Source organism: Candidatus Nitrospira allomarina (genome assembly GCF_032050975.1).
GTDB lineage: Bacteria > Nitrospirota > Nitrospiria > Nitrospirales > UBA8639 > Nitrospira_E > Nitrospira_E allomarina.
Genome location: NZ_CP116967.1, coordinates 250,957 through 270,187, shown reverse-complemented (window position 1 = coordinate 270,187; position 19,231 = coordinate 250,957). Strand labels below are relative to the sequence as shown.

The window sequence follows — 19,231 nt, the reverse complement described above, 5'->3', positions numbered from 1 at the left end:
GTCCCTCCGAGGATAAGCTGACAAATGGGAATCCACTGAAGAGCCCGGTTCTTGACATCATCTGCGTTGCCCGTTACGTTGCTGCCAGCAACAACGGTCAAAGGCGTGAATTCACAATCCATATGTACGGTCTTCAAGACCACTGGTGAGGGGGTTTTGATTTATGCGCAAGGCTGACATTGCCGAAATCATCACAGAAACGGCAGCTATCCAAAAAACCGACTCCATGGAAATGGTGGAGCATGTCTTGGATTTGATCAAGTCCATGCTTCAACAAGGGGAAGTCGTCAAAATTGCCGGATTCGGGAACTTTGTGGTTCGGAATAAGGGAGAGCGGAAAGGCAGAAACCCGAGGACCGGAGAAGAAATTGCCATTACGCCCAGACGCGTGGTGACCTTCCGACCAAGCCAACTTTTTAAGAAATATGTCAATTCTTGACGGGCGAGAATCTCGCAATCGGTCCCGTTCACTCTCTTGCTAGATACACCGTGGGGTGATTGCAGGTATGGGAGGTGGAACCAAATACGAGGATAAGGCCTTTTATAAAATAGGGGAAGTCGCCGATTTGACGAATCTTCCCGCGTATGTCCTGCGGTTTTGGGAGTCGGAATTCATTTTTCTCAAACCGAAGAAAAGTCAGGGCAAACATCGGGTTTATTCGAAAGCCGACATTGAAACGGTTTTTGAAATTAAACGCATGCTCTATGATGAAGGGTATACGATTGCGGGCCTGAAGCGATATTGGTATCGCAAAAAACGGTCGGAAAAATCCGTGCAAGTCCCAAAAGACCGTGTGGAAAAAGCGAAGGTGGAACTGCAAGGTATTCTGAAAATTTTGGGGCGAACGACGGTGTAGGTTTTCGGGCAAGGGCGACGGATGGGAATACGACTGGTCAGAATAATGTCGGGGCGTAGCGCAGCCCGGTAGCGCACTCGCTTGGGGTGCGAGAGGTCGGAGGTTCAAATCCTCTCGCCCCGACCATGTTTTCTTTTCAGCAGAAAGGGTTTCTTCGTCTCCTCGATCAGTTCATAGGGAGAGTCGATTGGGCAGTACGTAGGCTCGCTAGGCTTGTAAGTCCTCCTCTTCAGCCAGCTCCTCACCCTCGGGCATTCCATACGCCACATATTTCGCATAGGAGAGATAGATCTGGCTGCTATCTCTCATGGCCTTTGAGCCAGCTTTCATTCTATGGAATCGGTTTTTTGATTCCGGATCGGTCTGTGTTTCGAGCCGGCTCACATGCTCCTGTAATAACATGGAATAGCGCTGCATCGCTTGCTCTATTTCCAAATAGGCTTGAAGAATGTCTTCTTGCATGAATGTTCCTCCTTCATAATGTCCTCCACCTTACAAAAGGCTGTTCCCGTGGTCAACTTACTGTGACCGTCGGTGTGGAGTGTAGCATGAGGATCACGGGAATTCGGGGAGAGCCTCTCGTGATAAAGGATCGTTTGACCGATTTTTTAGATATTCAGTAAAATGGTGACCGGGTAGGAGGGTCCGCAACGTGTGTTTTGTCATTATTTTGCAATCTGTAGCGTAGTCCGCGCAATCCATGAGTCTCCACCCGCCGCGCCATTGGATTTCCGTTGTCATTCCTATTAAAGATGAGCGGGAGAACATCCCGCTATTAGCGAGCCAATTACTCAAGTTTTTTGAGTCAAGGCCTGAAAGTGGCTCCGCGGCATTTGAACTTGTCTTTGTGGATGATGGAAGTGTGGACGGGAGTGGGCCGTTGCTGGATGAATTATCCAAACAGTTTCCTACGATACGGGTGATTCATTTAGACCGGAATCACGGGCAAACGGCGGCATTCGATGCCGGCTTTCGGGAGGCCAGAGGAGAACTCGTCGCCACCATGGACGGTGATCTGCAGTATGACCCGAATGACTTTGCTAAACTTCTTCCCTTCGTGGAACAGTATGATTTAGTGTGTGGGCGACGACAAGCCAGACATGACAATCTGGTTCGTCGATGGTCGTCAAAAGTTGCCAACCAGGTTCGCAATTGGGCTGTCCATGACGGCATTTCAGATACCGGCTGTTCCTTGAAGGTCTTTAAGCAGGCCGTGGTCAAACGACTTCCTCCATTTAAAAACATGCACCGGTTTTTCCCGGCGCTGGCCAAAATGTATGGATTTACGGTGACTGAAATACCCGTCCAGCATTTTCCAAGAGCCCATGGGACATCAAAATACGGAATTGGCAACAGGCTTTTTGCCGGTTTGTATGATCTCTTCGCAGTCAGATGGATGCAAAAACGCTGTTTGAACTACACCATGAAGGGTAGCCATCCCGAAAAATCCGAACCGTAGCATTATTGAGTTGACCACCTGCTGGAAATAATTGACGTATTATAAACCTTTAAGGCACCGGCAGGGATCTGAATTGATGGACTCCCTTCGGCGATTCATGCCCTGTTTCTAACGATGTTCGAATCCTTCACGCACTCTCTCCTGGCCATGTCGTATGAGGAACTCCTCTGGATCGGCTTTGGTTTTTTGGGGCAAGGCATTTTTTTCTCACGCTGGTTGGTGCAATGGGTGGTGTCGGAACGCAACGAGGAAAGCCAAATTCCCATGTCGTTCTGGTACATGAGCCTGGTTGGGAGTGTGATTGTGCTGACCTATGCCATTCACATCGCCGATCTGGTATTCATGGCCGGCCAAAGCGTCGGAACCGTGGTATATGTCCGCAATATTATGCTGCTCCATCAGGCCAATAAGCGAGTCATGAGTGGATAGCCCTCCCCCTCAAGCACTCTTTCCGTCCTCTTTCCGCTCTTCAATAACGCCATCGCCTCTTTTTCAGTTGGGGTGTGTGCTGCTCCTGGCTGCCTGGCTCTTGGGCGTAGATGGTGGATGGTTCTTTGGCCCGGATCTGGGCGCGTTGGGGCTGACGGATCGGGATGAGGGAAGTAATGCCGAAGCGGCCCGGGAAATGCTGGAGACCGGTGATTGGATTTCCCCTACTCTCAACTATGAACCACGATATGCCAAACCGGCTTTTGTGTATTGGCTCATCAGCGGGTCGTATTCCCTGTTTGGCATCAATGAATTTGCCGCGCGGTTGCCGTCGGCTTTGTCCGGTCTCTGCCTGTTATTGCTCCAGTACCTATTTGTGCAAAGGTGGGCCGGCCCCATGGTGGCTCTGTCCGCTTCCTGCATGTTGCTGCTGAATTTGGAGTTTTTGGGCATCAATCGGATGGTGCTGACCGATCCGGAACTGGTCGTGTTCACCACATTGGCCGGCTATAGCTTTTGGCACGCGCTCCACCATGAACAGGCCCGGCGATGGCTTTTCGCCATCTTTTACCTGGCCATGGGATGTGGCATGTTGGTTAAGGGGCCCGTGGGCATCATCATTCCGCTGGTGGGCGTGATCCCGTATCTCACTCTCACGCGCCAATGGGGAACCTTCTGGCAACGGGGCTTTCCCCTTGTCGGAATCCTTGCGGTCGCCGCTGTCGCCGCTCCCTGGTATGTGATGATGTTTCAAATACATGGAGAGGCCTATTGGGCTGCCGCGCAGGCCAATACCACCGGGCGGTTCATGAATCCCATGGAAGGCCATGGGGGGACGCTCTTGTTTTATGTGCCGGTGTTGTTAGTTGGATTTTTCCCATGGAGTGCCTTTCTCCCTTCCGTGTTGTATCACACGTTGAGGCGCTGGAAAGCGTTCTGGCAGGGACAAGGCCTTGCCACGCAAGAGCAACATTTGGAGTGTTTCCTAAGCCTCTGGGTGGTGGGATTGTTGCTGTTCTTTACCTTCTCAGCCACGCGCCTGCCTCATTATATCTATCCTCTATTTCCGGCCGCAGCCGTGCTAATCGCACTGTGGTGGAAGCGTTTTTTGACAGAAGAAAGGCCTGTTGGACTGACCGCCTCCACTCGGGTCCTCATTGGGGTGGGATATCTCTTGGGCATCGCAATGATGTTTGTGCCGGCGGTCTTTCAGTTGTTCATGAAGCAAATTGCCAAAGAGTTTCCGGCTGCAGTCCAGGTAGATCTGGCATGGCTTCCGTCGCTGGTAGGTCTTGTCATGGTACTAGGAACCATGCTCATGCGTCAGTGTATGCGATCTGACACCAAGCGCCATCTGGCCTTTTGGGTGGGATGCTGGATGATGCTGATCTTTACGGTATTGGTCGCACGAGGAGGACTCTCAATTTACCAACAGTATTTTATCGGACCACCGCAGGAGTTAGCCGTCATCGCCGGCTATAACTTAGGCCGGGATGACCGATTGATTCAATTTGGCCGGAAGCGCCCCTCCCTCAGTTTTTATGCCAAACGCAAAGTGTACTTTCTTGGAGTGAATGACGAAGAACTCCCCCAACACCTCGCAGCCCCCGGCCGAAAAATGGCCATTATCCAAACTCAGCTTCGAGGACAACTTCCTGAAGCCATGGCCCATTGGACTATCGTTCTGGACCACGGCGGTTTTTCTCTCCTCACCAGCGAACCCTTGCTCTAACTAAAAATGGAAGGCCAGGGTTTTCAGGAATTTCTACTGGCGTAAGAGCTGAGCTCCCCGGGTCATTGAGCCCCCGGTCTCAAGAATTTCCAGCGAATCATCGCACATGCGCCTTTTTATTTGATGGCACAGGAGTCGTCCGCGCACGAATGCTTCGACAGACGCTCGGGTGTTGCTGGGAGTTTTCCAGAGGATGTTGCGTGGTCCCGCAATAATCCAAGTTCCGCTCCGAGAAGGAGATCGTCATGCACTCCGAACACCTGTCGGTGCAGCCTGCCTTGTGCGTCAATCAACACGGTAGTTGGGGTTCCCCTCATCGCATACGCTCGCATGGTCCGGGGAAGCGGATTGCCATCCGGTCCTGGCAGGTCGACTGCAACTGGAAAACGAATGCGGTACTCATGCAGAAACGCGCGCAGCGACGACAACCCCATAGCCTCATGGTGCTCGAACACCGTATGCAACCCGATGACCCGGACGTCGGGAAAGAGCTTGGCGACCCGCTGAGCCTGTGGTAGGCCATGCGACACACAGCCGGGACAGAGCATCTGAAATGCATGAAGAAGCACGACTTGTCCCCGAAGGTCGGCCAGGCTGAGAGGCTCGGGAGTATTGAACCAGTCTGCGGTCTGCCATTCTGGAGCTAACTGGATTTCCATCAAAAGTCTCCTTCGTTGATTGATGGTTGAGTATTGGTCTTTCATGCAAGATACTAAGCCTGCAGGAGTCTCTCAAGAAGGCACTTTTTGGTAAGGGGGTAACCGAATGGTTCAGGAAATCCGTCGATGAGCGTCGAGCCGGAGTTGCAGGCTGCCAAGAAAATTCCTGTGGCCTCAATGGTGGAGAGTATTGTGGGCTGTAAGTGGTCTGTCCGCTTACTTCAGCTTTGTGCCGAGGGGCACAATCGCCCTGGTAAGGTGCTCCGGGCCTGTCCGGGTTTATCGGCCAAAGTGATGAATGAGCGATGGCGAAAGATGATCCGTTTCGGCATCATGCGGCGCATGGTGTTGGGACAAAAGCCTCCGGTTGAAGTGGAATATCAACTCACCCCGTTCGGTCGGCGGTTCTTGAAAATTCTTGATGAAGTGCGAAGGCTGCAGGAGGCTGTGGATGTTGGGGGCATCTCGGAAACCACCCAAACCCCCAAGAAGGCTAAGTCGAGTGGTCGCGTTATGCCTTCAAAAACAACGAGACTCCGCTCCGCGCCTGGTTCTTCTTCAAAAGGCTCGTAAGACATTCATAAATGTCTGCCTCCACTTCTGCCTCTCTTTTTCTGGAACATATAGAATTAATTGTTTTGGCTTTATAGCTTTAGGATGTGTATTGGGAATCCATCTTCGGGTTTTCCAGAAAAAGGTGCTGGCAGGTGAATGCATCGCACTTGGACCCAAATCTCGAATCAACATGATTATCTGAGTTGCCGGATTTCGCCCCGGAAGGCGAGGTCCTTTTGTTTCGGCAAAAGGACCAAACAGCGGTTGCACTCTACGAGATGCAACAAACAAATTGACGCCCCGTCCGGCCTGATCGAATGGGGCGGACACAGGCCACGGAAGGGCGGACCAACTCGCGGAGCTTGTCCTGAGGTTTCTCGAAGGGCTCAAACAAGGCCCGACCAATGATAAGAGTGTCCGCTCCTGGAGCCGGGCGGCAGGCATCGGACAATCATGTGAAGAAAAATGAATTTGCGGGCCATTGCGCTAAATAGCCTTGATTGAGGGGGGCATGAAGACAATAAACCATATTTTGTGCGTATCAATCTAATCGAGTTTTTTTATTATGAAAATAGTCAGTTGGAACTGTAATGGAGCACTTAGAAGAAAGATGCAACAGCTTTCCACGTTGGAAGCTGACATCTATGTCATTCAAGAGTGTGAAGATCCAAAACCATCACCAGTTCAAGTGTATAAAGATTGGGGCAAGAACTATCTATGGATAGGCAAGAATAAGAGTAGGGGGATAGGAATATTTGCCAAGCCAGATATCTCCTTGGAACTAATGACGATAGATTCTGGTCGGCTTGAGTATTTTTTGCCCTGCTTAGTCAATAAGAGCTTTTTTCTTTTAGCCGTGTGGACAAGGGAGGCTAATTCACCGACTTTTAAGTACGTCGGCCAAATGTGGAAGTATCTTCAGCAAAATAAAAGCCACTTTTCAAATCAGGATGCTGTCATAATTGGAGATTTTAATAGTAATTCACGGTGGGATGCCTGGGATCGTTGGTGGAACCATTCCGATGTAGTAAGGGAATTGCAAGATTTGGGGATCGTCAGTCTTTACCACGCTCAAACTGGAGAGGAGCAAGGCAAGGAGAAACAGCCAACATTCTTTATGTATAGAAAGCCCGAGAAACCCTACCACATTGATTACGCATTCATTTCAAGGGACATGTTGCGTGGTTCAAGGATGTAAATTGAGTCCCCCTTAGATTGGCTTGCATTTAGTGATCATATGCCATTAGCAGTAGATCTAATGCCGCACAACGCCGATTCAACACCGGGGTCACTCTACCCAAAAGGATAGAATACCTGTCTCTCCATGCCGGAGACAGAATAGTGAAGGTCTTCCAATCAAGCATCAAGCTATTTCCTTGGTTTTGAGGGAGACATCGTTTTTTGGGGGACAAATTCCAGGAAGTATTGGCGGGGGAGGAAGGTGTGTTCTTTGGCTAAAATAAACCCGGCTTGTTCCATGTCCTTGATGACTTGTTCTTTTGGAACAAGGTGGCGTTTTGAAAAGCCGAGTGTGCCGGATCGTGCATCGGCATAGTAATCGATAATGACCACACGCCCGTTTGGTTTGAGCGCAGACTTGGTGTTGGCCAGATAGTCGATCTGGTCTTCCAAGTGATGATAGACATCGCATAAGAATACGATGTCTGCATTGTTCCCGGAAAATGTGGGACCTTCTTTTTCGGCCAGAATAAACCGGACTCTGTTAGCGAGCCCAAGTTTTTCCAACTGCTGTTTGTTGTAATTCAGCATTTTCTGTTCAACATCGATGGCGATGACCCGCCCCTTGTCTCCCACCGATTGTGCGAAGCGCCGGGTGAAATAACCCGAGCCTGCCCCGATATCAATCACCATCATGCCAGGAGTGAGGTTCAGGGCCTCAATGACTTTTTCTGGCTGTTGGTGCTGATCACGTTCCGGGCGTTCAAGGGCGTGAATGTATCGGTTGATATCCCATGTTTTATGCGCGCAGCTTGCGGTAAGACTTAGGAGAACAGAAAGTAACAGGAGAGAGGAAATCGTTGACCTTTTGGGTGTTTGTCCTAAAGGTGTCGAGCGTTGGTTCATAGGCATCATCCTTACGTTCTTGTCTGGTATTCGAGTTGTGAGGTCACTGCCATGCAGTTTCCTTTTATAACGGTTGGGAAGATGAGTTTCAAGTGAAATACTGAAAGGAGCATCTGTAGGAAAATGTAAATATTTTCCATGGGTTACTGCACTTAGGCATTTCTCTCGGCACCCGACATGCCAGATCAGCTAGGCCTAGATTTGGCTATTCCTTTGGGCAATTCATAACAGAAATACATGAAAAATGGCCTTCAAGGGTTATTGACAGTTACGGGTTTGCAAATGGGGTATAGGATGAAATTAATACCCATTAATCATCTGTCTGCTGGAGCCTCAATTTTTTTATTGCTTTTCGGGAAGGAGGCTTACAAGAAAGCATTTTTTTCTGCCCTAAATTGGGCTCTTTTGGAGATTACTCTTAATGAAGCTTTAGGAAGAGAAAAATGAAGCTGAGGATCCAGGAAATTTCTGGGTATGGCAAGCTCTTTGAGCCCTACACCTAAATTAAATCAGGAGGCATTATGAAAAACGTGATGAAGAATAAATCTATTGTGATATTAGGAAGTTTGGCCGGAACATGTTTGCTGGCCACCGTAGCCTTTGCCAATCCCGCATTAGTGCCGGATCATCCAGGGTATCCGATGAAAGAATCCAAAAGTCCGGTAAGTGGCGTCACCACGGCTAATGATCCGGGACAAGAAAATTTTTACGGCCAAAAAGCCTTGAACGCTGCCACTAAAGGATATACTGACGATCTGGAAACCCGTCGGTCCGGGGCAATGGGAGCAAAAGAATCAGAGAGCCAGAATAAGATGGGTGACCGCTCCCAAATGGGTGGACAGGATCAAAAGATGGGACAGGAACATATGACGAGCCAACATCAAATGGGTCATCAGAAATAAATAGAAGAAGAGGACCATTCAGGACCCCGGCCAATTTTGAGACCCTCATTGGGACTCTGGTTGATGGAAATTTTTTTGAACGGGGGCTTTAGAAGGTAATCCGAGGGGGACTGTAATGGTCCTCCTCGGTAGAAAACATAGAAGGGTTGTTTCGCAAGAAATTTAAAAAGAGGAAATTGCGGAAGAATCTGAAATTCTGGCACAATTGGCAGAAGTTAAGCGGACCGGATGAAATAAATCAGAATTGTGAGGAAAAACATTGCAAGTCCTCTGATTGTTTCGATCCAAATGGGATCGATTCCGTCCAGAAAGCTGTTCTTAACCTCAGTGGGTGTTTCTGATTGAGTCCCCTGCCACCAGATAATTCCCGTTATCAAGCTTGCTCCCAGAATCACCACGCTACCCGTAGTGGTGGCTAGGCCAAGGCCCATAAGTAGTCGTGGCCATTGAGGGAGCCATCGTTCAGGAGATGGGGTTCCTTCGATGATGACTTCCCGTATCCACCAGAGCCTTAGCCCTAATCCTACTCCTATGGCCATCAGTCCCAGAATGAGCGAGAGGGATGGTCGCAATTCAATACCTGGATGGGGAACAATGATCCATACGGTTCCAAAGGCGGTAATCAGCCAGGGGAGACCATGAGTGAGTGTGTGTTGAAAGAAGGTCTTCCATTTTTCGGGAGGATGAATGATGATGAGCGCGGTTCCGATCCCCACCAGAACACCGCCAAGCACATCGGTAGGGAAATGGGCGCCGGTGATGACGCGGCAGGTTCCATTAAATGCAGCAAGTCCGAACCAGAGCATTTTGGCTTTTGGGAAATGATAGGCCAGGACTGTGGCTACGGCAAAGGATGCGGTGGTATGACCGGAGGGAAAAGAGTCCCATCCACCTTCAAGTGACGGGGCAATTTCCCAGTCCTGGCCTTGTTTGAGTCTCGGGCGTGGGCGGCCGATGGTGTGTTTCAATATTTGGGTAAAGAGTCCGGCTACTCCGTGTGCGAGTAAGGTATGAATACAGGCGGACTTCCAGGTCGGCCAACCGAATCGAAATCCCACGGCTCCAATACCCAATGATATGAGCACCAGGGTGACCCCGTCTCCTATATGGTTTCCTATAGTGCCGATGTGGTCGATGGCAGGATGCGTGAAGCTGTGAACGATCCGGAGGGTTGGACCATCTACCTGAGCCAGAAACGCGAATAAGCCAAGAAACAGGAGCCCGGATAGCCCGAATATCACAAGAGGAGTCTGGCGGAGAAGAAACTGCGGACGTCGAGGTGAAGGAGGTGCGGGTGATTGGTCAGTCACAGGATTGGGGAACGGGATTCGTCAACAGCCTTGGGCGTATTTATTCTTCCGTCAATGGGAATACTTCCCCTCCTTGATCCTCCCGCTCGACCAGGGAAGATCAAAGCGAGGAATCAAAGCGCTCAGTTCACATGCCATTCGTCAGGTTAGGGTACCCAGTCAGCGAGAAAGATGTTGAATTCTTTCGGGTTGGCGGCATTCCGATCGGAAGACCATACCATCTGTTTTCCGTCAGGTGAGAACATTGGAAAGCTATTGAAGTGCCCTTTGAATGTAATTTGTTCCGGGTGCGTGCCATCCTTATTGATCATATGCAAGTGAAAAGAGGGACGTCCCTGATGATCGGGCGGTGTCGATAAGTTGGAGGAATAGATGATGCGTTTCCCATCGTGGGCAAAGAAGGGAGCAAAATTCGACCGCCCGTTGTGAGTGACCTGTATCTTGTTGGAGCCATCAGCATTCATGATGAAGATTTCCAGGTTTGAGGGTTCCACAAGGTTTTGACTGAGCAGGTCACGATAGGCCTTCACGTCCTCGGCAGTTTTGGGATGATGGGCCCGATAGACAATTCGTGTATTGTCGGGAGAAAAAAAGGCCCCGCCATCATATCCGACTTCCTGTGTCAGTCTCTTCAGATTCTTTCCATCGATATCCATGGTGTACACATCTAAATCTCCATCACGTATGGAGGTGAAGACAATGGTTTTCCCATCTGGAGAAATGGTGGCTTCGGCATCGTACCCATGGGCGGAGGTCAACCGTTGTACGTCCCGGCCGCCGATATTCATGGAGAAGATGTCATAATCATCGAGAGCCCACCGGTAGCGTTCGGTCCTTTCGGGGACAGGTGGACAAAATTGACTACTGATATGCGTGGAGGAAAAAAGGACACGCCGGCCACCGGGGAAAAAGTATCCGCAGGTGGTGCCGCCCAAGCCCAGGCTGACTCGCCGGACATTCGTCCCATCAAGGTCCATAATATAGATTTGATAGCAGGACCTGAGCGTTTTACCATCAGGTTCCAGGGTTGATTGGTACACCAATCGGTTGCCCTCATCCGAAAAATAGGCTTCGGCATTTTTCCCTGAAAAGGTGAGCTGCCGGATATTGGCCAAATGAGGTTCCGGTTGATCCTGATCCGTCGGTGGTTCGGTAGCCAGGGCCGTATTCCACACTAGCAACAATGAAAGCAGGGTTAACGGGAGAATGTTTTGTATCGAGCATGTAGATAAGGTCGGATGCATTCATGAACCTCACGGTGAATGGCGAATAATCTCGCGTGTGGAGTGTACGGGTTGAAACATCCCTCGGGCAATCACTTTCCCCTGCTTGAAGACCAGATAGCTATCCCACCCGTAGAAAAACAACAGCCGTGAAACGGGCTTGACGGCTTCGGGCGACCATCCGAAAAAGAATGTGACGGTATGGGTCGCATCTTGGGGGTGGGCGCACGAAATCAGGAAGGCCATCTCCGGGCCTTCGAATGTCTGTTCCTCAAGGGAGAGGTGTCCCGGATGAATGTCCATGGACTTTTCGCAACTATTGAAGGAATCGGATTCCAACAGACGACGGGCAGAGGGTCCGATGACCAGATAGGAGGCCGATTCAGCAATGACCGGATCATCGGCTTGGATCGTTTCGATGCCGGGTTGTTCCTTAAGACGGTGAAACAGAGGTTCTAAGCTTTGAGCTTCCTCGTTTGTCAGGGTCTGAGGTCTGATGAGAATTCGACGGGTGTCGGTTTCCCACTTATTTAACATGGGCGGGATTTGTGCACGGAGAAGGTGGAGCAGAACATGGTGCTCGGGATCAATGGCGAGTGTTATCGGACTCGCCGGAAGAGGCAGCGTGAACGGTTGTGTGGCCCGATCCACCTTGAGGACGACGTCATGCATGACTCCCCCTTGGAGATCGAGGTGGAGGGGAAGGCGGATGGTAAACATCGGGCCCGCCTGCAGAATGGTTCCGGTCAGGGTGAACTGTCCCTGTTGCGTGGGATCTTCCTGGACCAGGATATTCTGAATCTTTACGATTGGTGCGCCGGGTTGATCGATCCATTGTTGGAAAAACCAACCAAGGTCTCTTTCCGCCGCCTGTGAAAAAATCCCGAGAAGATCGTTCCACTCCAAAGAGGTTCCCGTTCCGTCCTGAATAATCCCGCGAACCCCCTTGAAAAAAGCCCCCTCTCCCATTTCTTGTCTGAGCATATGAAACACCATGGCTGTTTTTTGGTAGCCAATGGCATTATCCTGCCGGGTTTCTTTGTGGTGGAATGCCCGCACGGGATATTCCTTGTCCGGCTCCGCATACAGATTATATTCGTAGACCATCCGCCGTCGGGTATTGAAGGCCTCCTGCTGATGCCCTTTGGCCTCGTCATAATAGTAATTGGAAAGATAAGTCGTGAGCCCTTCAACCCAATTGCCCTGAGCAAAGTCATTGAAGACGGAATTTCCAAACCAGGAATGGACGATTTCATGACCGAGAGAATAGGGTTGGGTATATCCGCGCCGAATGACCCCTTCACCTAAGAGGGTGAATGAGGGGAGACCAAGTCCGCTTGGGAAAAAGTTTTCCACGACGGCAAATTTTGTAAACGGGTAAGGACCCAAAAGATTAGTATACATTTGAAGATAGTCAATGGTCGCTTCTATATATTGCGGAGCCAAGTGCGCGTCTTCGGGGAAAAGATAGGTGGCGAGTTGAATGCCCCTCCATTCCTGCTTCTGCACCACAAAATGATTGGCAGCCAACGTCAGAGCTTCACTTGGGAGGTTCACCTTCCATTGGGTGGTTCGGCGTCCGTCAGTGACGGTATTAATAACTTCACGACCTTGCGTGATCGTTTCCCAGTCTGAAGGGAGGCTGAGGGTGAGATCATATGTCGAGAGGGTCTGTTCCCATGTGGGATGCCAGAATGTTTCATAGGTCAAATACACCCCGTTGGGTCCAATATGTCCGTTGGTGTCATCCGGTCTGACGAAGCGAAGTCCACCTGAGGCTTTTGGAGAATCATCAATTTGCCCGTGATACGTCACTGTAAGGGCTGCCGGTTGGTCCGGATCGTCAAGAGGAGGTAAGGGAATTTCAATAACCCGGCGCGTTGATGACGGCAGGATGGCGGTTTCTGAGAGATGGGGGATTGGAAGCCGAGTGCCGTTGAATTCAACCAGATCGATTGAGAGCTGAGGATGCAGGATAAATGAGACAGATGAGTTGGCGCGATGGGATGGAGGAAGATGAACGGTGTCCGATCCGGTAATGGCATGGGTGCCCGGATTCAATTCAATATGTAATTCATGGTGAATAGGCATCAACCCCTGGGCTTGGAGGGGATTGGCCGTCGCCAGGCACAGCATAATCAACCCGAGGACAAATAATGGGACTCGTATTGCTTGCGGGAAGATTCGGTGAATGAAGTTCACAAGCCAAGTTCCTTAATTACATTCCGAACACCATGTGTTTCTCCAACAGAATGCTGTGTGGAAGCAAGCCGGGAGGTATCAGGCCTCTGAGTCTTCTGTCGGGAGCAAGGCCTCCACAAACGCTGAAGCCTGAAAATCCTGGAGGTCCGCTTCCCCTTCCCCCACACCTATCAATCGAATGGGAAGATTGAGTTCGTCGACGATCGCCACGACCACTCCGCCTTTGGAGGTTCCATCCAGTTTGGTCAAGGCCAAGCCGGTGACGCCGAGTGACTCATGAAATTGTCGGGCTTGGGCAATAGCATTCTGCCCCAGTGTGCCATCCAGGACCAGGAGGGTTTCGTGTGGGGCGTCGGGCATTTCCCGTGCAATAATTCGTTTGATTTTTTTCAATTCATCCATCAAATTAATCTTGGTATGCAGCCGGCCGGCGGTATCGATGAGAACGACGTCCACATTTCGAGCTTTCGCCGCGACCATGCCATCAAACACCACGGCGGCAGGGTCGGAGCCCTGCTTCTGCTTAATCACCTCGATGCCTGTGCGCTTTCCCCAAATATCCAGTTGTTCTATCGCCGCAGCCCGGAAGGTGTCCCCGGCGACAAAGAGTGTGTGTAACCCTTGTTGCTTCAACCGATGCCCGAGTTTGGCAATTGTCGTGGTTTTGCCGACACCGTTGATGCCGATGATCAAGATCACAAATGGACGAGGGCCGCGTCGAATGAGTTGTTCCAGCGGTTCGGTTTCGCCCTTCCGAAGAATGTCCGTGAGGAGAGTATGGAGGACCGTTGTGGGATCGGTCCCACTGAACAACCGGGTTTTATCTTTCAGCATCTCAAGAAATCGCTCGACCGTGTGTATGCCGACATCCGCTTCCAGGAGACTAATTTCGACATCCTCCAGGGCGACGGGATCCAGGTGGCCACGCCCCAGGCGACGCAATGACGTTTGAACGGTCTGACGTGTTTTTGCTAACCCTTTCTGAAGACGTTCAACCCATTTCATAAATGATCTTTCCGACGATTACGACAAATAAGTGATGCATGGCTTTTTATTATGCAAGAAGACGGAGTGCCGGCGCAGAAAGGCGACCGAAAATCGTGCGTTCTTTTCGCGTCATCCGTTTGGCTTCCCGTTCGGTTGTTTCATGGTCATATCCCAGCAGATGAAGGGTGCCATGAATGAGTAAACGCAGGATTTCCTCATCGGCGGTGTTGCCAAACCGTGGAGCTTGAGCCAGTGCCACGGGAAGACAAATCACGACATCACCCACGAAGGCCAGTGGCGACTGTAAGGCATCCTGCATGGGGAAGGCTAGCACATCGGTCGCATAGTCCCGCTGCCGATACGTTCGGTTGAGTGTCTGCATGCGAGCCTTGCCGACGAAGGTGAGACTCAGATCAGCCGAAGGATACCCTGCCTGTTGTAACACGGCTTGTGTCAGTCGGCACACAGTTTTGTGGCGAACGGATACTCGCCGGAGGTGAGAACGAAGCCACACAGCCATCCGGTGTTACCGCGTCGGCCTCTCGCCGTTGGAGTCTGATTTTGAATGAATTCCGGGAGATGCGGTCGAATGGCCGGGTGATATGTTGTGCGGGCTGTTATTGGACAGTTGGTGTTCAAACCGATCGTACGCTTTGATAATTTCTTTGACCAATCGATGCCGGACCACATCTTGTTCGGAAAAATACACAAATTGAATTCCGTCAATATTGAGGAGAATGTCAGCAATTTGCGCCAATCCGGATTTCTGTGAATCGGGGAGATCAATTTGGGTGATATCCCCGGTCACAATGGCCTTGGAATTCAGTCCGAGTCTCGTCAAAAACATTTTCATTTGTTCGGTGGTGGCGTTTTGGGCTTCATCCAGAATGACAAAGGCATCGTCCAGCGTTCGTCCCCGCATGAACGCCAGCGGGGCGATTTCAATTTCGCCACGTTCAATGAGCCGATTGGCCCGATCAATATCCATCATGGTGTACAATGCATCGTACAATGGACGTAAGTAGGGGTGCACTTTGGCAAAGAGGTCGCCCGGAAGAAAGCCGAGATGTTCCCCTGCTTCCACGGCCGGCCGTGCGAGAATGATGCGACTGACTTGTTTATGCGTGAGAGCGGCAAGGGCCATGGCCATCGCCAAATAGGTTTTCCCGGTCCCGGCGGGGCCAATGGCTATGACGAGATCTGACTTGTTAATGGCTTCCAGATAGGCCTGTTGATTGGGAGTTTTCGGATTGACATTCCCTTTTTTTGTCGGAAGCGCGCTTGCCGAAACGGTATAGGGTTTGAGTGGGGTATCTCGTTTTTCTTCTGTTGCCAGAATGGCTCGTGAAATATCGTCGGGTTTCAATTCGTAATAGGTTCGGGTCCAATCAGCCAACTCCCGCAAAATATGTTCGGCCCGCAGAACTGACTCCGGTTGACCATGAAGGGTAATTTCATCGCCCCTGGCTGCCATTCGCACCTGGAGCTCCCCTTCGATCATTTTGAGGTGCAGATCGTGCGGGCCGAAAAGATTGGCTAAATCGACCCCTTCTCGTAGTTTAATTTTTCGCACGTCGTATTCGACTCAACCTCCGGTTAGCCGCCATTAAACTGATACTTGATTCTAGCAAAGGTTTCAGTTTGGCTCAAGGAACGAAATTGGAGGCTACCGTCTCTTTTGGCAGATCGAACAAAAGAACGAGCTGCGTTCACTTTGCAAGCGGGTAATCAGAGTGGGGCATCCATGCAAGCAAGGCAATCCTGCCTTCTGATATATCTGGTGCGCTTGCTGGAACCGTCCATACGAACCATCCGGAGCACGAAAATCTCTGATGGAGGACCCTCCAGCGGCAATGGCTTCACCTAATACGGTATGCATGGTGTCATAAAGCCGTTGACAGGCTGAGGCCCCCAGCCGATAGCCGCGAGCTTGTGGGTGCACCCTGGCCCGAAAGAGGATTTCATTGACATAAATGTTTCCAATACCCGCGAGCCGATGTTGATCGAGAAGAAAGGGTTTCAGCCTGCCTCGACAGCTTTGAATGAGCTGGATAAAGGATTGTGCACCAATATCCATGGCGTCAGCACCGAATCGGCGATGCATGAAGGCTTCCAATTCCGGTGGGGTGAACAGCCAGAGCCGGCCAAACCGTCGAGGATTCCAGTAATGCAGTTCAGTGGCCGCAGCTCCGGAAATCTCAATGCGGCAATGGATGTGTTGAGGAGTTGAGGCCAAGGCAGGATTGAAAAACCAGAGTCCGGTCATTCCCTGCTCCGAAAGCAGATACCGGATTTCGTTGGCTCGATGGCAGGTAAAGATGAGACATTTGCCCTTCCGGGCGATATGGGTGATCGTGGAACGCTGAAACCAGGGGATGAGGTCGTGTCCGGTGCGCACAATATCCGAACGGTGGATGGTGAATGTTGAAATGTTCCCACCCAGGACATGGCGGTTCAGATGGTTGAGGATGACTTCGACTTCAGGGAGCTCGGGCATAGAGGGTGATAGTGTAGGGTGATAATGTGAGGAATATAAAAGGGTTGAGCGTGCGTTGGTCAGGTTTTCCTTAGGCCTGGAAGGTTGTATCAGATTAGCAGGGTGTTGAAAAAGCCCTTCAGCGGCGTTCCCTGCGTTCGCCGGCGCGGCCTCCCGTCTACACGCTGAAGCACTTCGACTCGCCAACGCGAAAGCAGGCCGCCTCTTGGCCATACTCACGTACTTCTCGGTATGCTCCACCAGTCCAGGCGGCAACGGTCTTCCCTTCAAGGGGCCTCAGGGCAGGTCTGGACCGGCCATTTGGGTTATCCTCCGTCGCCCATAAAAGCTCGTAAAAATTTTGATCCCGATAAGCTCTCAGAAAATTTTTGAGTCTTGCAACAGTTTGTTGGAAGTGGCACTGGGTATTGCCATGTTTTTTTGGTGAGGTATCCATTAGGTCAAGCCATAACCCCCCGGGTGATGGATGTTCAGATGGGATTGAGCCAACCTCTGAACGGGAAGCCCTGGCCTGTGAAGAGGATCTGGAGTGTTTGGTTGCGGGATCTCTGGGAAGAAGCCTATACTTTAGAGCGGGACCTGTGCTCAATAGCGTGGATAAGGAAGAAGCATGACACAATTAAGCATCAAACAAATTGAAGAACGGTTAGGGGAGGTGAAGTGTCCTATTTGTAAAGCCAACCGTTTTGGAATCGACTCCAGGACAGCAACGGAAGACGGCGAATGGAAAGCGATTTGTATTGGGTGCCACTATATGTTTCCCGTCCATACCGATATGGAGTTTTATGTACAAACACAGCCGGATATCCCCTATCATCTGAAGGAAATTCCATGCCCATCTTGTCGGCATCGCGGAGTGTCCCTGGATTTTAGAGCGGTGCTTTCGGTTCGTGAATCGGTTTATTTTGTGACCTGTCCCAGTTGTCAGCTTAAGTTTCCTGAGCGGTCCCATTTGGAATCGTTTGAGTAAACATTGTAGAGGAGAATGTCATCATGAATCACGATAACACGCCCGAAGAACCCAACGATTCTAAACTTAACGATGCCGAGGATCCCAAGGTTGTCTCTCCAAAAAAAATAAAAAAAGAATTGTCCGTTGTGTCTCTCCCGCATGATAATGATGTGATGGCTCAAGAAATGGCCGATCTGTTTGACGAAGATCGAGTCACGCATAAACATGGAAATGCCGAACCCGAAAAAGATTAGTAAAAAGGCCAATCAAACTTCCTGCCCTTACTAAACTTTTTATCCCCATTCCCCTATATCGTGTTTGTATTCCTCGCGTTACATCAATAGAGAGATTCTTGGGTTTAGCCATTCCAACGCGTAGGTATTCCCTCTGTCCTTGTTGAGACGATCATTAATGATTTATTGCTTTAAGTGCATGAATTCATTATGCATTAAGATTGAAATGCTCATTGAGAATTGGAGGTGGTGTTCCAAATACGTGTGGCCGTTTCATCCCTGTGCTGTAATAAAAAATGAAGGGGATTTTGCCTCTTTTACAAAACATTCACCTATAAGGTGAAATTTTTCCTCTGCATTTGCCGGGGTGTGGCGTCTTGTTACCATTTTTTACCAATGTTAGGATAATGGCGCTTAAGGAGTGTCCCCTAAGACGTAGAAGTTGTTGACCGACCTTGTGGAGTGACGACTATGAGCGTGATCGAGCCCTCAAAAAAAACATTCAAAAACGTGGCCTATGAAGTTTCAAGTTCCTCTGAGGGAAATTCGTCATCTCAAGAGGAGGAGTGGGCAACGCAGTCGGAAGAGGGGAGCCTGGATAAAGTTCGGGATATTCTCTTCGGGGCCCAAAGTCGGGAAATCGACAAACGATTCGCTGTATTGGAGAATCGGTTGTTACAGGAAAGCGGACGGCTACGAGAAGACCTCTCCAAGTCCGTTGAGGATTTGAAAATGCAAATGAATCAGGAAATCCTGGGGTTGGTCGGGAAACTACAGCAGGAACAGGACCGACGCGTCTCTACCATTCAGGACATGGGACAAACAGTCAAGACCGTTGAAGCCCAAATCAGTCAACGGATTTTGGAATTAACGGAGCATGCTTCGAATCGATTCCAGGCGATGAACGCAGACATGCAGAAGCAAAAGCATGAGCTGATTGAGCAGGATCAGGAGGCCATGCGCCGAATGGAATCTCAATTTCAACAAGCGGTCAATGAGTTGAAGATTGAGAAAACCGATCGGGCAGTATTGGCCGAAATGTTGATGGAAGTCGCCTTGCGCCTCAAAGTGGGGGCTAAAGACACTGAGAACCAATCATGAAGCCTTGATAGCGGTCTTTGGGGTATAGCTCCCATGACGAAGGCAGAC

General features: G+C 50.4%; 21 protein-coding genes, 1 tRNA gene and 1 pseudogene. 13 read left to right on the top strand and 10 right to left on the bottom strand.

Annotation, left to right across the window (positions count from 1 at the left end):
* Window positions 1-163 precede the first annotated feature (163 nt).
* The 3 genes from PP769_RS01185 to PP769_RS01175 all read left to right on the top strand — a co-directional run bounded on the left by PP769_RS01185 (window position 164) and on the right by PP769_RS01175 (window position 983).
* A complete protein-coding gene (locus tag PP769_RS01185; RefSeq protein ID WP_312644181.1) occupies window positions 164-439 on the top strand; it encodes an integration host factor subunit alpha in 276 nt (91 codons plus the stop codon).
* A 67-nt stretch (window positions 440-506) separates the two neighbouring features.
* Window positions 507-857, top strand: coding sequence for a MerR family transcriptional regulator (locus PP769_RS01180; protein WP_312644179.1), 351 nt, complete (start codon window positions 507-509; stop codon window positions 855-857).
* Window positions 858-906: 49 nt separating this feature from the next.
* Window positions 907-983, top strand: a tRNA-Pro gene (locus tag PP769_RS01175).
* An 81-nt stretch (window positions 984-1,064) separates the two neighbouring features.
* Here PP769_RS01175 and PP769_RS01170 read toward each other — a convergent pair.
* Window positions 1,065-1,319 carry a hypothetical protein gene (locus PP769_RS01170; RefSeq protein ID WP_312644177.1) on the bottom strand — a complete coding sequence of 85 codons (255 nt, stop codon included), beginning with the start codon at window positions 1,317-1,319 and terminating at the stop codon, window positions 1,065-1,067.
* A 238-nt stretch (window positions 1,320-1,557) separates the two neighbouring features.
* On the opposite strand from PP769_RS01170, the gene PP769_RS01165 reads away from it, so the two are divergent.
* The 3 genes from PP769_RS01165 to PP769_RS01155 all read left to right on the top strand — a co-directional run bounded on the left by PP769_RS01165 (window position 1,558) and on the right by PP769_RS01155 (window position 4,477).
* Window positions 1,558-2,316, top strand: a complete 759-nt coding sequence (locus PP769_RS01165; RefSeq protein ID WP_312644175.1) for a glycosyltransferase family 2 protein — start codon at window positions 1,558-1,560, stop codon at window positions 2,314-2,316.
* A 114-nt stretch (window positions 2,317-2,430) separates the two neighbouring features.
* The gene (locus PP769_RS01160) at window positions 2,431-2,745 is read left to right on the top strand and encodes a lipid-A-disaccharide synthase N-terminal domain-containing protein (RefSeq protein ID WP_312644173.1); all 315 of its coding nucleotides are present in this window, start codon (window positions 2,431-2,433) and stop codon (window positions 2,743-2,745) included.
* A gap of 76 nt (window positions 2,746-2,821) precedes the next feature.
* A complete protein-coding gene (locus tag PP769_RS01155; protein WP_312644171.1) occupies window positions 2,822-4,477 on the top strand; it encodes an ArnT family glycosyltransferase in 1,656 nt (551 codons plus the stop codon).
* 116 nt (window positions 4,478-4,593) lie between these two features.
* On the opposite strand, the gene PP769_RS01150 is transcribed toward PP769_RS01155, so the two are convergent.
* Window positions 4,594-5,136 carry a redoxin domain-containing protein gene (locus PP769_RS01150; RefSeq protein ID WP_312644168.1) on the bottom strand — a complete coding sequence of 181 codons (543 nt, stop codon included), beginning with the start codon at window positions 5,134-5,136 and terminating at the stop codon, window positions 4,594-4,596.
* A gap of 126 nt (window positions 5,137-5,262) precedes the next feature.
* On the opposite strand from PP769_RS01150, the pseudogene PP769_RS01145 reads away from it, so the two are divergent.
* Window positions 5,263-5,589, top strand: a pseudogene (locus PP769_RS01145) (winged helix-turn-helix transcriptional regulator); the annotation flags it as partial.
* 667 nt (window positions 5,590-6,256) lie between these two features.
* The gene (locus PP769_RS01140) at window positions 6,257-6,889 is read left to right on the top strand and encodes an endonuclease/exonuclease/phosphatase family protein (RefSeq protein WP_312644164.1); all 633 of its coding nucleotides are present in this window, start codon (window positions 6,257-6,259) and stop codon (window positions 6,887-6,889) included.
* Between the two features lie 170 nt (window positions 6,890-7,059).
* Here the strand turns inward: PP769_RS01140 and PP769_RS01135 are convergent, their stop codons facing one another.
* Complete coding sequence (locus tag PP769_RS01135) at window positions 7,060-7,776, bottom strand: class I SAM-dependent methyltransferase (RefSeq protein WP_312644162.1); 717 nt, start codon at window positions 7,774-7,776, stop codon at window positions 7,060-7,062.
* A 237-nt stretch (window positions 7,777-8,013) separates the two neighbouring features.
* Here PP769_RS01135 and PP769_RS01130 point away from each other — a divergent pair, with 237 nt between their 5' ends.
* Together PP769_RS01130 and PP769_RS01125 are read left to right on the top strand one after the other, a co-directional pair.
* Window positions 8,014-8,223, top strand: a complete 210-nt coding sequence (locus tag PP769_RS01130) for a hypothetical protein (RefSeq protein ID WP_312644160.1) — start codon at window positions 8,014-8,016, stop codon at window positions 8,221-8,223.
* A 74-nt stretch (window positions 8,224-8,297) separates the two neighbouring features.
* Window positions 8,298-8,678 carry a hypothetical protein gene (locus PP769_RS01125; RefSeq protein ID WP_312644158.1) on the top strand — a complete coding sequence of 127 codons (381 nt, stop codon included), beginning with the start codon at window positions 8,298-8,300 and terminating at the stop codon, window positions 8,676-8,678.
* Window positions 8,679-8,893: 215 nt separating this feature from the next.
* On the opposite strand, the gene PP769_RS01120 is transcribed toward PP769_RS01125, so the two are convergent.
* The 7 genes from PP769_RS01120 to PP769_RS01090 all read right to left on the bottom strand — a co-directional run bounded on the left by PP769_RS01120 (window position 8,894) and on the right by PP769_RS01090 (window position 17,110).
* Window positions 8,894-9,919, bottom strand: coding sequence for a phosphatase PAP2 family protein (locus PP769_RS01120; RefSeq protein WP_312644155.1), 1,026 nt, complete (start codon window positions 9,917-9,919; stop codon window positions 8,894-8,896).
* A gap of 215 nt (window positions 9,920-10,134) precedes the next feature.
* Window positions 10,135-11,232 carry a TolB family protein gene (locus PP769_RS01115; RefSeq protein WP_312644153.1) on the bottom strand — a complete coding sequence of 366 codons (1,098 nt, stop codon included), beginning with the start codon at window positions 11,230-11,232 and terminating at the stop codon, window positions 10,135-10,137.
* Window positions 11,233-11,241: 9 nt separating this feature from the next.
* Window positions 11,242-13,413: a M1 family metallopeptidase gene (locus PP769_RS01110; protein ID WP_312644151.1), complete on the bottom strand. Its 2,172-nt coding sequence runs from the start codon at window positions 13,411-13,413 to the stop codon at window positions 11,242-11,244.
* 78 nt (window positions 13,414-13,491) lie between these two features.
* Window positions 13,492-14,418: a signal recognition particle-docking protein FtsY gene (ftsY, locus tag PP769_RS01105; RefSeq protein WP_312644148.1), complete on the bottom strand. Its 927-nt coding sequence runs from the start codon at window positions 14,416-14,418 to the stop codon at window positions 13,492-13,494.
* Between the two features lie 49 nt (window positions 14,419-14,467).
* Entirely contained in the window at window positions 14,468-14,920 is a 453-nt protein-coding gene (ybeY, locus tag PP769_RS01100; RefSeq protein ID WP_312644146.1) for an rRNA maturation RNase YbeY, read from the bottom strand.
* Between the two features lie 6 nt (window positions 14,921-14,926).
* Window positions 14,927-15,973 (bottom strand): PhoH family protein, encoded by a 1,047-nt coding sequence (locus tag PP769_RS01095; RefSeq protein WP_312644144.1) that lies wholly within the window; start codon window positions 15,971-15,973, stop codon window positions 14,927-14,929.
* Between the two features lie 93 nt (window positions 15,974-16,066).
* Window positions 16,067-17,110 (bottom strand): Fpg/Nei family DNA glycosylase, encoded by a 1,044-nt coding sequence (locus PP769_RS01090; RefSeq protein ID WP_312644142.1) that lies wholly within the window; start codon window positions 17,108-17,110, stop codon window positions 16,067-16,069.
* A 397-nt stretch (window positions 17,111-17,507) separates the two neighbouring features.
* Between PP769_RS01090 and PP769_RS01085 the strand changes: the two genes are divergently transcribed.
* The 3 genes from PP769_RS01085 to PP769_RS01075 all read left to right on the top strand — a co-directional run bounded on the left by PP769_RS01085 (window position 17,508) and on the right by PP769_RS01075 (window position 19,183).
* Window positions 17,508-17,867 carry a hypothetical protein gene (locus PP769_RS01085; RefSeq protein ID WP_312644140.1) on the top strand — a complete coding sequence of 120 codons (360 nt, stop codon included), beginning with the start codon at window positions 17,508-17,510 and terminating at the stop codon, window positions 17,865-17,867.
* 23 nt (window positions 17,868-17,890) lie between these two features.
* Entirely contained in the window at window positions 17,891-18,103 is a 213-nt protein-coding gene (locus PP769_RS01080) for a hypothetical protein (RefSeq protein WP_312644138.1), read from the top strand.
* A gap of 450 nt (window positions 18,104-18,553) precedes the next feature.
* The gene (locus tag PP769_RS01075; protein WP_312644135.1) at window positions 18,554-19,183 is read left to right on the top strand and encodes a hypothetical protein; all 630 of its coding nucleotides are present in this window, start codon (window positions 18,554-18,556) and stop codon (window positions 19,181-19,183) included.
* Window positions 19,184-19,231: the final 48 nt, after the last annotated feature.

Bases quoted from the DNA above. Each gene is read 5' to 3' on its own strand.
- PP769_RS01075 (WP_312644135.1), top strand. From the start codon at position 18,554: ATGAGCGTGATCGAGCCCTCAAAAAAAACATTCAAAAACGTGGCCTAT.
- PP769_RS01130 (WP_312644160.1), top strand. From the start codon at position 8,014: ATGAAAAATGGCCTTCAAGGGTTATTGACAGTTACGGGTTTGCAAATG.
- PP769_RS01165 (WP_312644175.1), top strand. From the start codon at position 1,558: ATGAGTCTCCACCCGCCGCGCCATTGGATTTCCGTTGTCATTCCTATT.
- PP769_RS01085 (WP_312644140.1), top strand. From the start codon at position 17,508: ATGACACAATTAAGCATCAAACAAATTGAAGAACGGTTAGGGGAGGTG.
- PP769_RS01080 (WP_312644138.1), top strand. From the start codon at position 17,891: ATGAATCACGATAACACGCCCGAAGAACCCAACGATTCTAAACTTAAC.
- PP769_RS01180 (WP_312644179.1), top strand. From the start codon at position 507: ATGGGAGGTGGAACCAAATACGAGGATAAGGCCTTTTATAAAATAGGG.
- PP769_RS01170 (WP_312644177.1), bottom strand. From the start codon at position 1,319: ATGCAAGAAGACATTCTTCAAGCCTATTTGGAAATAGAGCAAGCGATG.
- PP769_RS01140 (WP_312644164.1), top strand. From the start codon at position 6,257: ATGAAAATAGTCAGTTGGAACTGTAATGGAGCACTTAGAAGAAAGATG.
- ybeY (WP_312644146.1), bottom strand. From the start codon at position 14,920: ATGGCTGTGTGGCTTCGTTCTCACCTCCGGCGAGTATCCGTTCGCCAC.
- PP769_RS01090 (WP_312644142.1), bottom strand. From the start codon at position 17,110: ATGGCCAAGAGGCGGCCTGCTTTCGCGTTGGCGAGTCGAAGTGCTTCA.
- ftsY (WP_312644148.1), bottom strand. From the start codon at position 14,418: ATGAAATGGGTTGAACGTCTTCAGAAAGGGTTAGCAAAAACACGTCAG.
- PP769_RS01185 (WP_312644181.1), top strand. From the start codon at position 164: ATGCGCAAGGCTGACATTGCCGAAATCATCACAGAAACGGCAGCTATC.
- PP769_RS01160 (WP_312644173.1), top strand. From the start codon at position 2,431: ATGTTCGAATCCTTCACGCACTCTCTCCTGGCCATGTCGTATGAGGAA.
- PP769_RS01150 (WP_312644168.1), bottom strand. From the start codon at position 5,136: ATGGAAATCCAGTTAGCTCCAGAATGGCAGACCGCAGACTGGTTCAAT.
- PP769_RS01125 (WP_312644158.1), top strand. From the start codon at position 8,298: ATGAAAAACGTGATGAAGAATAAATCTATTGTGATATTAGGAAGTTTG.
- PP769_RS01115 (WP_312644153.1), bottom strand. From the start codon at position 11,232: ATGCATCCGACCTTATCTACATGCTCGATACAAAACATTCTCCCGTTA.
- PP769_RS01135 (WP_312644162.1), bottom strand. From the start codon at position 7,776: ATGAACCAACGCTCGACACCTTTAGGACAAACACCCAAAAGGTCAACG.